Origin of the sequence: Rhizobium sp. AP16 (genome assembly GCF_000281735.1) — a bacterium.
GTDB lineage: Bacteria > Pseudomonadota > Alphaproteobacteria > Rhizobiales > Rhizobiaceae > Rhizobium > Rhizobium rhizogenes.
Map to the genome: position 1 here is coordinate 13116 of NZ_AJVM01000053.1, position 14955 is coordinate 28070.

Below are 14955 nucleotides of genomic sequence, written 5' to 3' on the forward strand. Positions count from 1 at the left end.
ATGCTCTAGGACCAGCTTTCCTTGACCGCCTGCATGACGACATTGGTCGAGGTGCTTGCCACGAATGGCAGGCTTGAAATCTTTTCGCCGAGCACGATCCGGTATCGGCGGATATCCGATGTCCTGACCTTGAGAAGATAATCGAAGCGGCCAGCGATCATGTGGCACTCTTCTATTTCCTTGATCTTTTTGACGGCATTGTTGAAGCTGAGCAAAGCCTGCTCGCGCGTATCCGTCAATTTCACCTCGGCAAAGGCGACATGATCGAGACCGAACTTGGCGGGGTTCAGAATTGCCTTGAAGCCGTCGATGTAACCTGTGTCGATCAGCTTTTTCAATCTTGCCTGGCAGGGCGTCTTGGAAAGGCCGACCCGCTCGGAAAGGTCCGTGATCGACATGCGGCCGTCTTCCACGAGCGCATCGAGGATCTTCTGGTCGAACTGGTCTATTTCACTGACTTTAGTCATTTCTATAGGCAATCCTATTTAAAATCGAATGTATTGAAGTTCAATATGACTGCAATTTCGCAAATTCAAGGCAGAACGACCTTTAAGGCTAAGATATAATCTCTCGAAGCAGTTGGAGCGTCCCTCCAGCCAAGCAACAGACGCCTGACAGGCGATCGGCATTTCAGACCATTGCACCTCGAGGTTACCATGACAGCCACCGCCAAATTTGCCGATCAGCCGACGTCCCCCCCCGCTCCGCCATTTGCGCAGTTCGCGCCGCCCATCCGCGAGCAAGGTCCTCTGCGCCGGGCAATTACCGATGCCTACCGGCGACCGGAGACGGAATGCCTGCCGCCGCTGCTCGAGGCAGCAACCTTGCCGGACGCCAGCCGGAATGCCGTCAAGGAAACCGCCCGGATATTGATCGAGGCTCTTCGTGCCAAGCACAAGGGAACCGGCGTCGAGGGTCTGGTGCATGAATATTCGCTGTCGAGCCAGGAAGGCGTCGCATTGATGTGCCTCGCCGAAGCCCTGCTTCGCATTCCGGACACCGCCACGCGCGACGCCCTGATCCGGGACAAGATTGCCGACGGCGACTGGAAGTCGCATCTGGGCGGCGGTCGTTCTCTGTTCGTCAACGCCGCCACCTGGGGACTTGTCGTTACCGGCAAGCTCACCTCGACCGTGAACGACAAGGGGCTGTCCGCCGCGCTGACGCGATTGATCGCGCGCTGCGGCGAGCCGGTCGTTCGTCGTGGCGTCGACATGGCCATGCGGATGATGGGCGAGCAATTCGTTACCGGCGAGACGATCGACGAGGCGCTGCGGCGCGCCCGCACGCTTGAGGCGAAGGGCTTCCGCTATTCCTATGACATGCTGGGCGAAGCCGCGACGACGCAGGCCGACGCCGAGCGTTATTATCGCGACTATGAGGCAGCGATCCACGCGATCGGCAAGGCTTCGGCCGGCCGCGGCATTTATGAAGGCCCCGGCATATCCATCAAGCTTTCCGCCCTGCATCCGCGCTATGCGCGTTCGCAGACCGAAAGGGTCATGAGCGAACTGCTGCCGAAGGTGAAAGCCCTCGCCGTTCTCTCCAAGAGATACAATATCGGCCTCAACATCGATGCCGAGGAAGCCGACCGGCTTGAGCTGTCGCTCGACCTTCTGGAGGCGCTTTGCCTCGACCCCGATCTTGCCGGCTGGAACGGCATGGGCTTCGTGGTCCAGGCTTACGGCAAACGCTGCCCCTATGTCCTCGACTTCATCATCGATCTTGCCCGCCGCTCGGGGCACCGGCTGATGGTCCGCCTCGTCAAAGGGGCCTATTGGGATGCCGAGATCAAGCGCGCCCAGCTTGACGGCCTCGATGGCTTCCCGGTCTACACCCGCAAGGTCTATACCGACGTTTCCTACATCGCCTGCGCCAAGAAGCTGCTAGCGGCGACCGATCTGATCTTCCCGCAATTTGCCACGCATAATGCGCAGACACTGGCGACGATCTATCAGATGGCCGGCAGCGACTTTTCTGTAGGCAAGTATGAATTCCAGTGCCTGCATGGCATGGGCGAGCCACTGTACGAGGAAGTCGTGGGCAACGACAATCTCGATCGCCCCTGCCGGATCTATGCGCCCGTCGGCACGCATGAGACGTTGCTTGCCTATCTCGTCAGGCGCCTGCTTGAAAACGGCGCCAATTCCTCTTTCGTCAACAAGATCGCCGACCCCGCCGTTCCGGTCGCAGACCTGATTGCCGATCCCGTCGAAGTGGTGCGCGCGATGAAAGTCGTTGGCGCCCAGCATGACAAGATCGCCCTTCCCGCCGATCTCTTCCATGACGTCCGCAGGAACTCGGCCGGCATCGATCTGTCGAACGAAACATCGCTCGCAGGCCTTGCCAAGCACCTGCTCGCTTCGGCGGCAATGGAATGGGTCGCCAAGCCCCTGCTCGCGGATAGGTCCGAACGCGGTGAAACCCGGCCGGTCCTCAATCCCGCCGACCATTCCGACCTCGTCGGTCATGTCACTGAATTGAGCGCCGCCGATGCGGCCATCGTGATGCGTCTCGCCGCCGAAGCGGCTCCGGAATGGGCTGCTATCAGCCCGACGGAAAGAGCAAGCTGCCTGGAACGGGCCGCGGATCTGATGCAGGCGGAGATGGAAACGCTGATCGGCCTGGTGATGCGGGAAGCGGGGAAGTCGGCCGCCAACGCCATCGGCGAAGTCAGGGAAGCCATCGACTTCCTGCGCTATTACGCCGAGCAGGCGCGCAAGGTGTTGAAGCCTGACAGCGTTCCGCTCGGTCCGATCGTCTGCATCAGCCCATGGAATTTTCCACTGGCGATTTTCACCGGCCAGATCGCGGCCGCACTCGTCGCCGGCAATCCGGTCGTCGCCAAGCCGGCCGGCGTCACGCCGCTGATTGCCGCGCAAGGCGTTCGCATCCTTCATGAAGCGGGAATTCCGCGCGGGGCGCTCCAGTTCGTGCCCGGCAGCGGCCGAACGGGTGCTGCCCTCGTAGGCGCCCCGGAAACATCCGGCGTAATGTTCACCGGGTCGACCGAAGTGGCCCGGCTCATCCAGGCGCAGCTTGCGGAGAGACTGTCGAAATTCAACAAGCCGATCCCGCTGATTGCCGAGACCGGTGGGCAGAACGGCATGATCGTCGACTCCTCGGCGCTCGCCGAACAAGTCGTCGGCGATGTCATCGCCTCGGCCTTCGACAGCGCCGGACAGCGCTGCTCGGCCCTTCGCGTCCTCTGCTTACAGGAGGAGATCGCCGACCGGACATTGACCATGCTGCGCGGCGCGCTTGGCGAATTGTCGGTCGGCCGCACCGATCGGCTGGCGATCGATATCGGTCCCGTCATCGATGACAGCGCCAAGCGCAGCATCGACGGGCATATCGAAAGCATGCGCGAACTGGGCTGCAAGGTACAGCAACTCGATCTTCCGCCCGCCGCCGCAAAGGGGACTTTTGTCGCTCCGACGATCATCGAGCTGAAGAACCTGGCCGATCTCAAGAAGGAAGTGTTCGGGCCGGTGCTCCACATCATCCGCTACCAGCGCAAGAAGCTCGACAAGCTGATAGATGCGGTAAATGCCTCGGGCTACGGACTAACCTTCGGGCTGCACACGCGGCTTGACGGGACCATCGCGCATGTCGCCGGGCGCGTGAGGGCAGGCAATCTCTACGTCAATCGGAACATCATCGGCGCCGTGGTGGGTGTCCAGCCGTTTGGCGGGCGCGGCCTTTCCGGCACCGGGCCGAAGGCCGGCGGCCCCCTCTATCTTCGCCGGCTGGTCGCCTCCCCAACCGAGCCGCTTCGGGATGCCAGCGTCAAGACGGATCAGGCCGCAAGCGACTTCCTCAGCTGGCTCGACGGCAAGGGAGTGCCGCAGGCGGCCGAGCGGGCGCGCGCTATCGCCAGTGGGTCATCGCTGGGTCTCGCCATAGAGCTGCCCGGCCCTGTCGGCGAGCTGAACCTTTATCAACTGCATCCTCGCGGGAAGATATTGCTCGTGCCGCAGACGGCGCTCGGCCTCTACGTTCAAGTTGCGGCAGCCCTTGCCACGGGCAATTCCATCGTGGTGGACGCTTCGTCAGGGCTTCAGGACGAACTTCGCGATCTGCCGGAAAAGGTCGCAAACCGGATCTCCTGGTCGACCGACTGGGCAGCGGATGGTCCCCTTGCGGGAGCGCTGATCGAAGGAAATGCAGACCGGATAAAGGCAGTGGTGCAGGCTATCGCGGCTCTTCCGGGACCATTGGTTCTTGTCCAGGGTGCGTCGTCCGACGAGATCGCGAAGGGACCTGATGCCTATTGCCTCAACTGGCTGCTGGAGGAGGTGACGACCTCCATCAACACAGCAGCAGCGGGCGGGAATGCGAGCCTGATGTCGATCGGATAGATCGAGCAAGACGATCACGGACATCGAAATGGTCCGTGATCGTGGTTCACTGGCGGAGCCTCAGCCCTCAGCCGTCTCAAAGCGGATCGACTGCGCGCCTTCCCACAGGGTCAGGCGGCCAAGTTCGGGCAGCTTGTCGAGGTTGGACGTTACGGTGATGAAGTGATTGCCGGCGAGCTGGCCCATTTTCGAGGAGAAATCGACGCCGCCATAGGCAAGCAGGATTTCGGTTTCGCTGATGCCGCCCGGATAGAGAATGATATGCCCCGGTGCCGGATGGCTGGTGTGGTTTTCATATCCGACGCCAAAATCGAGGTCGCCGAGCGGAATCCAGACGCCCTCGCCCGACCAGCGGACATGTACGATCTGGCCTTCGAACGGCATCTGCTTCAGGAAAGCCTCGGAGGTCTTCGGAGCTTTTGCGGTTTCAAGCACGGCATCGAATTCAAAGGGGCCGGCGGTAATCTTCAATTTCATCGGATGTCTTTCCTTGCGTTGCTAATGTCGTTTGTCTGTCCCACCTTTGCGGAACAATATTTGCCATGCCCCTTCGGGCCGGTCAGGACGCCATCATCGACCATGATCTTGCCGGCGACGATGGTGGTGACCGGCCAGCCATTTATCTCGATCCCTTCATAGGGCGAGTAATCGGCACCGTCATGCAGATCCGCGTGCCGGATCGTACGGGTAATGGCGGGGTCCCATATGGCGATATCGGCGTCCGCACCGATGGCGATCGTGCCCTTCTGCGGATAGAGGCCGTAGGTCTTGGCATGGTTCGTGGAGGTCAGTGCCACGAAGCGCGGAAGATCGATGCGGCCCGTCATCACGCCCTGCGAGAACAGGATGGGAAGGCGCGTCTCGACACCGGGGATACCGTTCGGAATATGCCGGAAATTGGTGCTGCCTTTCGGGTTCAGCTTGCCGCGCTCATCCTCGTAGCGAAAAGGGCAATGATCCGAGGAAAAGAGTTCGAACACACCCGTCTCGATCCCGCGCCAGCAATCGGCCTGCGCCGCCTCATCCCGCGGCGGTGGCGAACAGACGAATTTCGCGCCTTCCCAGTCCATTCCGTCGAGATCCTTGGCGGTCAGCGTCAGATATTGCGGGCAGGTTTCGCCGATCACCTTGATGCCGCGCGCCCGCGCCCGCATGATCTCTTCCATCGCTTCGCCATTCGAAACGTGAACGATGACGATCGGGATATCGACGATCTCGGCAAGCGACAGTGCGCGATGCGTGGCCTCGCGTTCGACGGCGATCGGACGCGTCGAGGCATGGGCACGCGGGGCGACATCGCCGGCCAGCTCGTGCTTTTCGATCAGGAATCGTATCGCATCTTCGTTCTCGCAATGGACCATGACGGTGGCGCCGGTGCGCCGCGCCACATCGAGCGTTCTCAGGATCTCCCCATCGCTCAACCGCAGGCCTTCGTAGGTCATGAAGACCTTCAGCGATGTGTAGCCATCCGCCACCAGCGCCGGAATCTCCTGGCCGAGAACCGCTTCCGTCGGATCCGAGACGATCAAGTGAAAGCTGATATCGGTGTAGCATTCGCCTTCGGCGAGCTTGTGATAGGCCGTCAGCGCCTCACGTAGCGACATGTCCTTCTGCTGCAGGCAGAACGGCATGAGGGTCGTGTTGCCGCCAAAAACCGCCGACAGCGTGCCGCTGGCGAAATCATCGGCCATGACGATGCCGTCGCCAGATGGCTGCGAGATATGCACATGGCTATCGATGCCACCCGGCAGCACGAATTTGCCCGACGCATCGATGATGCGCTCAGCGCCTGAAAGGTTCTCGCCGATCTGGACGATCTTGCCGTTTCGGATGCCGATATCGGCGTTGAACACGTCGGACGCGGTTGCAACCGTGCCATTCTGAATGATGAGATCGAAGTCGGACATGGATCGCTTCCTCAGTGTTGCAGGATCTTGCCGAGGAACGCTTCCGTCCTCGGATTGTGCTTGCCGGCAAAGAATTCCTCGCTGGGACGGTCCTCGACGATCTCGCCCTGGTCGATGAAGATCACGCGGGTGGCGACGCGGCGGGCAAAGCCCATCTCATGGGTGACGACCATCATCGTCATGCCGTCCTTCGCAAGGCCCGTCATGACGTCGAGCACTTCGGAAATCATCTCGGGATCGAGTGCCGAGGTCGGCTCGTCGAAGAGCATCGCCAAGGGGTCCATGGCGAGCGCCCGCGCAATGGCGACGCGCTGCTGCTGACCGCCGGAAAGCTGGCTCGGATATTTGTTGGCATGGTCGGCAAGCTCGACGCGATCGAGAAGCTGCATGGCCTTGGTCTTCGCAGCCGTCTCGCTGCGCCCAAGCACGATCTTCTGCGCCAGCATGAGATTGTCGATGATGGTCAGATGCGCGAAAAGCTCGAAATTCTGGAAGACCATGCCGATGCGGGTGCGCAGGTTCGGCAGATCCGTCTTCGGGTCCCCCACCTCGATCCCGTGGACGCGGATCGAGCCCTTCTGGAAAGGCTCCAGACCGTTCACGCATTTGATCAGCGTCGATTTGCCGGAGCCGGACGGGCCGCAGACGACGACGACCTCGCCGCGATCGACATTGACGGAGCAGTTCTTCAGGACTTCGTAGTTGCCGTAGAATTTGGAGACGCCACTGATTTCGATCATGAGCGGCCTTTCGCGAAACGAGTGATGGAAAAGGGTTGCAGCGCCCTGCCGGTTTCGCGGCCAAGGACGAGCTGTGCAGTCAACTGGCCGACGATCGGGCCGAGCGTATAGCCGTTGGACGTGACGGCGCTGAAATAGCCGGGCTGTTGCGGATGCTCGCCGAGGATCGGCGCGCCGTCGATATTGATGTTCATCGCCGCCCAGCTGCGGATGACATGCAGCTTGCGCAGCGCCGGGACCACATGCTGGGCAACCCAGAGATTGCCCTCGAGGCTCGACAGCAGCGGCCTTGGATGTTGATGTACCGGATCGAGGCCGGCGGTCCAGCCGCCGCCGATGATGAAATTGCCGTTGGCCGCCTGCTTCAGGGTCAGATGACGATCGGCGTGGGCGACGAGGCAGGAAATCAGCGGCGCGGCCGCCTCCGTCACCACCATCTGCAAAGGCGCGCCGAAGACGGGAATGTCGAGACCAAGCATCGATCCGATGCGCGATGAAAACGCGCCGGCTGCATTGACGATGCGTTTTGCCCGGATCGTGCCGCGCGATGTCGTCACCTCAAAGCCAGCCGGACCGGGCACGATGCCGAGGACCTCGCATGTTTCGAAGATACGGGCACCCTTCGCTCGTGCCGCTTCGAGAATATGCTGCGTGGCGACCAGCGGGTTGATCTTGCCTTCCTGCGAACAATAGGCGGCGCCGACAAAATCCGGCGACAGGGCCGGTTCCAGGGCTCGCAATTCCTCTTGACCAATCAGCCTGCAATCGATGCCGGCCCGCTGCTCGACGCCGACCTTCTCAGCGAGGAAGCGCATGTGCGCCTCGGTCTCGGCAACCATCAGGCCGCCCGTCGCCTTCATCTCGAAATCGCAGCCGAGCTCATCCTGCAGGGCTGCCCAAAGGGCGATGGAATCGCGCTGCAAAGGCAACGTCTGTGCCGCCGCACTGCCGCCGCCTTCGGCCCGAGCGCCGTGATCGAAGGACAGAAGCTGCGCATGCAGACTACCCGCATTGCCACCCGAGGCCAGCGAATTCGGAAAGGCACGCTCCAATACGATGACCTCTTCGCCTTCGCGGGCGAGAAAGAGGGCCGTCGACAACCCGGCAATCCCTGCCCCGATGACCAGCGTCGAGGTCTGCGACAGCGGCAGCGGTTCGCGGCTTTCGAGCGGCGGTTTTTCGGGCAATAGCGCCCGCCTATGGCCACCCCACTCGGGCTTTTCGACCGCAAGCGCTGCCAGCGGCACCGGCCGCAGCGGCATTTGCGGAGCGAGAAAGCCGCGCGTCTCTCCGGCAGTGCGTTTCTCTCCGACGACGGCCGCGATGGCGTGGCCGCAATAGCGGCTCTGGCAGCGCCCCATCCCGGCACGCGACAGCCGCTTCAACGTCGCGATGTCCCTGGCGCTATGCTCGCCAAGCGCCCTCAGCGCGCCATAGGTAACGCCCTCGCAACGACAGATGACGGTGTGATCCGGTGGTAATTTGTCGCCAATCGGACAGGCCGCTTTGAAGACGGTCCAAAGCATCGCCTGAAAATTCCGGTGCCGTGTAAGCCTGCGTTCAGCACCGGGATCCAGTGCGACGTCGAGGCCAAGCTTGCGGGCCACGGCAATTCCGGCAAGCCGGCCTTGGGCCATGGCGATATGCGCGCCACCGAAGCGGGCGGCTTCTCCTACCACATGGATATGGGCAAGCGTGGTCTCGCCATCATCCTTGGTGGTGGCAACGAGATCGCTATCGATGACCTCATGGCCGCAACCGAGCAATCTGGAAAGTTCGTTTGAGGACGCAAAACTGCCGCCGATCAGAACGGCATCAGCCTCAAGCCTGATTTCACCATCCGGTCCAGTGACCGTGATGGTTTCGACATCGACTTGCCCGTCTATCGACGCAACTCGGCTTTCCCAGAGGATCGGAATGCCGGCTGAGCGCAAGGCGGCCACCTGCCGCAATCCGCCTATTGCAAGCGCCTTGTCAGCGGCCAGAAGCTTGAGCGCAGACAATGGTTGCTTCCACGGCGCCGGAGCGGTTTCCACCAGCGCGACGACGGAACCGCCGGCTTTGCGGATCTCATTGGCGACCTGAATGTTGAGAGGGCCGTTGCCGGCAATGACGATCCGTCCGGCGGGCACCGTACCGTAGCTTCTCAGTAGCGTTTGCGCAGCACCTGCCGTCATAACACCGGGGCGTGTCCAGCCGGGTACGGCTGGCGGCCGCTCATAGGCTCCCGTCGCGATCACGATCATTCGCGGCTTGCAATAAAAGGCACCTTGCGGACCGTAGCATGCGATCCTTGGACCGCCCTCCTCATTCTCCGCGCCCCAGACGAGTGTTCCGCCAATCATCGACACGCCCGCAGCCCGGGCACGCCGGATCAGGTCGGCGCCTGATCGGGCCTGCTCGTCATCGCTGAGACGCAAAGCCGCCTTCGATGTCGAGGGCTGCTTGAAATATTGCCCGCCGGCAATAGCGCGCTCGTCGACCAAGGTTACGCTCGCTCCGGCTGCTGCTGCGACCTCGGCAGCCGCCAGGCCAGCTGGCCCGGCGCCGACCACCAGCACGTCCATCTCCAGACAAGGGATCTCCGCCGGCACCTCGCAGAGGTCAGCATGGTCCGCCGTGGGCGCTGGCTTTGAAGCCGGCCGGCGAACCTGCATTCCTTCCGTGACCGACGTCATGCAGGCGCGCTGACTGACCCTGCCGTCGACAGTGACAAGGCAATCCTGACATGCGCCCATGCCGCAGAAAAGACCGCGTGCCTCGCCCTTGAGGCCGCGGGAAAAATCGTGCCGTCCGCCCGCCTCGATCCCCGCCGCGATCGTCATCCCGCGCTCGGCACGGAAAGCCACGTCGTCGACGAAGAACTCGACGGCTGGTTCCGATCCGGAATTCGGGTTGGCATGCGAGGCGGACATTTCTCGATCCTCAGGCGCTGAATGTCAGACCGAAGTCCGAAACCAGCTTTTTCATGGCCGCGTCCTGTTCGGGCGGCAGCGGCAGGCGCGGCGGGCGGGGCGTGCCGGCGGCAAAACCCATATGCGTCAGCAGCGCCTTCGATCCGGCAACATAGGCTTGCCCACCGACGGCCTGGATGATCGGCAGCCACTTCAGGTAAAGCGCGCGTGCTTCATCGGTCTTCTTTTCATCGGCAGCAAGCTCGAAAATGCGGACCATCGGCCCCGGCGCCACGTTCGAAGCAACGGCGACCCAGCCTTCCGCTCCCATCACAAAGGATTCGAAGCCGAGAATACCGCCGAAGACGGTCATATTGTCGCCCGCCAAGCGGATGATGTCACGCACCCGCGTCACTTCGAGGGTCGATTCCTTGATGTAATCGCAGCCCTTGATCTCGGCGATACGCTTCACCAGCTCCGGCTTCAGATCGACATTGGCCGTCGCCGGGTTGTTATAGACCATGATCGGGATGGAGATCGCTTCGGCCACCGTGCGATAGTGATGGACCAGTTCGTCATCCGTTGGCGTGGAATAGAAGGGCGGGATGATCATGACGCCATCAGCGCCCATCGCCTCCGCTTTGAGACTGAGACGGACACATTCGCGCGTGTCTTCCGCGCCGGTCCCGATCAGCACCGGAACGCGGCCGGCAACAGTTTCGATGACCGTCCGTGCCACACCGTCACGTTCCTCTTCGCTGAGCGACAGGAATTCGCCGGTCGAGCCAAGCGGGATGAGGCCATGAATGCCCTCTCGCACCTGCCAGTCGGTAAAGGCGGCCAGCGCCTTCAGATCCACGGCGCCGTTCGCGTCCAACGGCGTGATCATCACGGTATAGACACCGCGAAACTTCCTAGTCATGTCAGATATCCTGGTTCTAGCGCTTCTCGGTGACGGAAAGCCGGGAGTTGGTAGCTTGACCGAAGCGCTTCTCGATATGGTTCTGGACGAAATCCCAGAGCGTGGTCAGAAGAAGGTAGTAGATGGCCGCCACCGCGAAGAGCTCCAGCACCATGAAGTGCTCCTGGATGAGCACCTGGGTGCGCCGCAGAAGCTCCTCCATGGAGATGACCGAGGTCACGGAGGTCGTCTTCAGCAAGCCGTTGACGGAGTTTCCAAGCGGCGGGATGATCACCTTGAAGGCTTGCGGCATGACGATGTGGCGCATGATCTGCCGCTCCGTCATCCCGAGCGCCCGCGCAGCGCGGGCCTGCCCCTCCGGAACAGCCTCGATACCGGCACGGATAATTTCCGCAAGATAGGCGGCTTCGTTGAGCGCGAGCCCGATCAAGGCCGCCTCGATCACGGTGAAGCGAATGCCGAACTGCGGCAGCGCCGTGTAGAGAGCAATAAGCTGGACGAGCAGCGGCGTGCCCCGAAACAGCCAGATGTAGATCTTGGCGACGGTCTTGGCCAAGCGGAACGGTGATCGCCGCATCAGGGCAAGGACAAATCCAAGGATAAGACCCGCCGTCAGCGACACGACGGTCAGCCAGATGGTCGTGAAGACCCCACCGAGGATGAAGGGATTAAACAGGTATCCGAAGAAACCCGACCAGCTCCAAAGCGTCATGAACGTAACTTTCTGCTCAAGGCGAGCGCGGCAGCCCCGCGCATCGCCATTCCGATGAACCGATCAAACCGATCAGCGGCCAGGGCCCTTCACGGAATAATCACCGGACACCATAGGCAATCCGTACTTGTCGAACAGCGCCTTCAGCGATCCGTCAGCCTTCATCTCCTTGAGCGTCGCCGATACGGCATCGGCAAGCGCCGGGCTCTTGAAGGCGACGGCCACCGGTGCGGGATAGAGGCCGCTGAGTGCTCGCTTGAAGTCGCCCCGCGCGTCATAGTCCTTGGCGACGGCATCGATCGACACCACGCCATCGACTTGGCCCGCACGCAAAGCCTGATAGGCGAGCGCGAAATTGTCGAAGGTCTGGATCGTCAGGCCCTTCTTGCCGGCATCGCGCAATTCCTTGTCGAGGAGGCGCGTCTTGGTTTCTTCGAAACCGCCGATCTCGACGCCGATCGTCATGCCGGCGAGATCGTCTTTGCTGGCGACCTTCTTGTCGGAATTCGGCGCGACCGAAACGCTGATCGCCTGATCCTCATAGGGGATCATCTGCATGATCTTGGCGCGTTCCTCGGTGAAGAAGATACCGGTGTTGATCATATCCCAGCGGCCGGCCTGCAGGCCCGGCACCATCGCGGAGAACTCGATCCGGACATATTCCGGCTCAAGGCAGAGACGCTTGGCGATCTCGGTGCCGAGCTCGACACGCATGCCCTTCAGGTCGCCGCTGGAGTCGATGAACTGCAAGGGCGGCAGTGTCGGGTTGGTCGACATCACCAGCTTGCCCGGCGTGATCAGCTCGCCGGCCGCGACCTTTGGCGTGCAGGATTGAGCAAGGGCGAACGATGTTGTCAGGACTAGGAACGATGCGGCGAGAATGCCGCGGGACAATTGAATTCGGAACATGATGACCTCTGGAGCTGGTTTTCTTATTGGCGTCCCAAAGTTTGCATTCATATGGGATCCCACTTTTATACAAAATTTCTCCGGCGATGCAAGAGCTGCTGCGACGCCCCCTCAGTAATTTGTAAGAACGCCCTGCCGAACCGCCTCGAGATGGCGCGCCATCGCCTGCCGCGCCGCATCGGAATCATGTGCCGAAAGTGCGGCCAGGATCGCCCGATGCTCGGCGACACCGGGTTTTGCCCGGACCACCGCCATCTGCCTTTCAAAGATCGTCGTATAGCGCCGCATCTCACCGATCACGGCTGCCATGAAGGGATTGCCGCTAGCGGCGGCGACGGAGCCATGCAGTGCATCGTCGAACTGCCAGACGAGCTCCGGATCCGGATCCGGCTCGGCCTCGATCGCATCCAGCATCACCGAGAGTGATTTCAACTCCTCCTCGGTCATATGCGAAGCTGCCAAGGCAATGGCACTCGGCTCGAGCAGCATCCGCATCGCCAGGCTGTCGAGATAGTCCTTCAGCGTTATGACCCGGACGCAAAGCACCCCCTTGTCATTGCGGACCAGCAGCCCCTCCCCTTCAAGGCGGCCGAGTGCGTGGCGCATCGGAGAGCGCGACACGGCATGCTTGCTTGCAAGCCGCCTTTGCTGCACCACCGATCCGCCCACCAGCCGCGCCGAGAGAATATCGGCTAAAAGCAGACGATAGGTTTCGTCGGCAAGGCTTGCCTCTCCCGCGTCGTTCAGGCGATCGTCCATGAGTTCCCTTTTTGCTTCTTTGCGAGATCGGCTATCATATGTAACAGCTGCGTGTATGAAGAAAGAGCGTTGTCACGCAGGATGCGGGCAGCCCGGGAAATGAGGTAGGGGTGACAGATATTTCAATCATGCCGGCGACACCGTCGTCCACGGGCGGACAGCACAATCTTGCCTCGCTGACCTACAAAGCCGTTTCCGACATGATTCGCCATCGCAGGCTGAAGGGCGGACAGGTCATCGTCGAGGCAAGACTCGCCGAAACCCTCGGCATTTCCCGCACCCCTCTGCGGGAGGCGCTACAGCGGCTGGAAGGCGAAGGGCTGGTGCGCAAGGGCGATGGCCGCAACTACGTCGTACGGCAGGTGGATATCGGTGAATATCTGCAAAGCCTGCGGCTGCGATTGCTGATCGAGCCCGAGGCGGCCGTCCTGGCGATCCCCAATATTCCGCGCCGGCAACTGATCGCCGTGCGGCGCGAGATCCATGAGCTTCTCGACGCGACCGCCTATCACACCGACGCGCACTGGGTCTCCGACGACAACCTGCACAACCTGATCATCGATCATTGCGGAAATACCGTCATGGCGAAGGTGCTACGGGAGCTGCGCGCCACCACGCGCCTGTTCGAGATCGATCGCCTGAAGGATCGCCTGAAGCCCGACTCGACCGAACATCTCGTCATCATCGAGGCCGTGGAACGCGGCGATGCGGGCCAAACCCGCAACGCCGTCGCCCTCCATATAGAAAGCCTGATCGCCTTCACCCGCCAGCATCTAGGCGTCGCCTGACGATAGACATGATCGGCGGTTAGCCGCCGATCATCAGCTTGACGACTTCCTCATGCGTGGTTTCGCTGATCTGGCGCTCGCCCGCGACGATACCGCGACGCAGGACGACGATGCGGTCGGAGACGGCAAAGATGTCCTGCAGATTATGCGAGATGAAGATCACCCCGCGTCCCTGCGCCTTCAGCGACTTGATGAGCGCCACGACCTTGCGCTGTTCCGGCACGCCAAGGGCTGCCGTCGGCTCGTCCATGATCAGGATGCGGGCGTTCCAATAGACTGCGCGTCCGATCGCCACCGCCTGACGCTGGCCGCCGGAGAAGTTGCTGACCGGTGCGTCGAGCCTTTTCACATGGAAATCGAGCTGCGCCATCGTCGCGCGCGCCGCCTCCGCCATCGCCTTCCGGTCGATGACCGGCAAGAAGCCGAAGAGCTTCTTCATCGGCTCGCGGCCAAGGAAGATATTGGCGCCGATCGTCAGATTATCGGCGAGCGCCAGATCCTGATAGATCGTCTCGATCCCCTTTTCCCGCGCATCCTGCGGCGAGGAGAAGGTGACGGGCTTTCCTTCGATCAGGATTTCGCCCGAGGTCGGCGGATAGACGCCCGAGATCGCTTTGATCATCGTCGTCTTGCCGGCGCCATTGTCTCCCGCCAGCGCGACGACTTCGCCAGGACGGACGACCAGGGAGCAATTGTCCAGGGCATGGACCGCACCGAAATAACGCGACAGGTTGCGGACTTCGAGAAGGGGCGTTGCGCTATTCATCCTGTTTTGCTCCGCTGAACCGGCGCTGCGCCTGATCGATAAGCACCGAAATGATGATGACGATGCCGACGGCAATGAACTGCCAGAAGGGTTCGACATTCATGAAAACCAGACCGTACTGGATGACGGCAATGACCAAGGCCCCGGCAACAGTGCCGATGATCGTCCCGGAGCCGCCGAACAGGCTGGGGCCGCCG

12 protein-coding genes and 1 pseudogene are annotated in these 14955 nt (G+C 61.6%); 2 read left to right on the forward strand and 11 right to left on the reverse strand.

The genetic code is table 11. The features are described from left to right. Positions 1 to 5 precede the first annotated feature (5 nt). Positions 6 to 467: an Lrp/AsnC family transcriptional regulator gene (locus PMI03_RS16100; protein ID WP_007695096.1), complete on the reverse strand. Its 462-nt coding sequence runs from the start codon at positions 465 to 467 to the stop codon at positions 6 to 8. A gap of 189 nt (positions 468 to 656) precedes the next feature. Here PMI03_RS16100 and putA point away from each other — a divergent pair, with 189 nt between their 5' ends. After that, positions 657 to 4361: a trifunctional transcriptional regulator/proline dehydrogenase/L-glutamate gamma-semialdehyde dehydrogenase gene (gene putA, locus PMI03_RS16105; protein WP_007695098.1), complete on the forward strand. Its 3705-nt coding sequence runs from the start codon at positions 657 to 659 to the stop codon at positions 4359 to 4361. Positions 4362 to 4421: 60 nt separating this feature from the next. Here the strand turns inward: putA and PMI03_RS16110 are convergent, their stop codons facing one another. The 8 genes from PMI03_RS16110 to PMI03_RS16145 form a co-directional block, all read right to left on the reverse strand. Next, entirely contained in the window at positions 4422 to 4838 is a 417-nt protein-coding gene (locus tag PMI03_RS16110) for a DUF3830 family protein (RefSeq protein WP_007695101.1), read from the reverse strand. Continuing rightward, positions 4835 to 6268, reverse strand: a complete 1434-nt coding sequence (gene hydA, locus PMI03_RS16115; RefSeq protein WP_007695103.1) for a dihydropyrimidinase — start codon at positions 6266 to 6268, stop codon at positions 4835 to 4837. The genes PMI03_RS16110 and hydA overlap by 4 nt, the downstream gene beginning before the upstream one ends. Positions 6269 to 6279: 11 nt before the next feature. Further along, positions 6280 to 7008 carry an amino acid ABC transporter ATP-binding protein gene (locus PMI03_RS16120; protein ID WP_007695105.1) on the reverse strand — a complete coding sequence of 243 codons (729 nt, stop codon included), beginning with the start codon at positions 7006 to 7008 and terminating at the stop codon, positions 6280 to 6282. Further along, a complete protein-coding gene (locus PMI03_RS16125) occupies positions 7005 to 9923 on the reverse strand; it encodes an FAD-dependent oxidoreductase (RefSeq protein WP_007695107.1) in 2919 nt (972 codons plus the stop codon). Before PMI03_RS16125 ends, PMI03_RS16120 begins: the two co-directional genes overlap by 4 nt. Positions 9924 to 9933: 10 nt before the next feature. Further along, positions 9934 to 10824, reverse strand: coding sequence for a 4-hydroxy-tetrahydrodipicolinate synthase (gene dapA, locus PMI03_RS16130; RefSeq protein WP_007695113.1), 891 nt, complete (start codon positions 10822 to 10824; stop codon positions 9934 to 9936). 16 nt (positions 10825 to 10840) lie between these two features. Beyond that, the gene (locus PMI03_RS16135) at positions 10841 to 11536 is read right to left on the reverse strand and encodes an amino acid ABC transporter permease (protein ID WP_007695115.1); all 696 of its coding nucleotides are present in this window, start codon (positions 11534 to 11536) and stop codon (positions 10841 to 10843) included. A gap of 72 nt (positions 11537 to 11608) precedes the next feature. Continuing rightward, a complete protein-coding gene (locus PMI03_RS16140; protein WP_007695118.1) occupies positions 11609 to 12445 on the reverse strand; it encodes an ABC transporter substrate-binding protein in 837 nt (278 codons plus the stop codon). 111 nt (positions 12446 to 12556) lie between these two features. Beyond that, entirely contained in the window at positions 12557 to 13204 is a 648-nt protein-coding gene (locus PMI03_RS16145; RefSeq protein ID WP_007695119.1) for a GntR family transcriptional regulator, read from the reverse strand. A gap of 128 nt (positions 13205 to 13332) precedes the next feature. On the opposite strand from PMI03_RS16145, the gene PMI03_RS16150 reads away from it, so the two are divergent. After that, complete coding sequence (locus PMI03_RS16150) at positions 13333 to 13992, forward strand: GntR family transcriptional regulator (protein ID WP_039974196.1); 660 nt, start codon at positions 13333 to 13335, stop codon at positions 13990 to 13992. Positions 13993 to 14011: 19 nt separating this feature from the next. Here the strand turns inward: PMI03_RS16150 and PMI03_RS16155 are convergent, their stop codons facing one another. Continuing rightward, positions 14012 to 14758, reverse strand: a complete 747-nt coding sequence (locus PMI03_RS16155) for an ATP-binding cassette domain-containing protein (protein WP_007695124.1) — start codon at positions 14756 to 14758, stop codon at positions 14012 to 14014. After that, positions 14751 to 14955 (reverse strand): annotated as a pseudogene (locus PMI03_RS16160) (ribose ABC transporter); the annotation flags it as partial. The gene PMI03_RS16155 and the pseudogene PMI03_RS16160, both read right to left, overlap by 8 nt.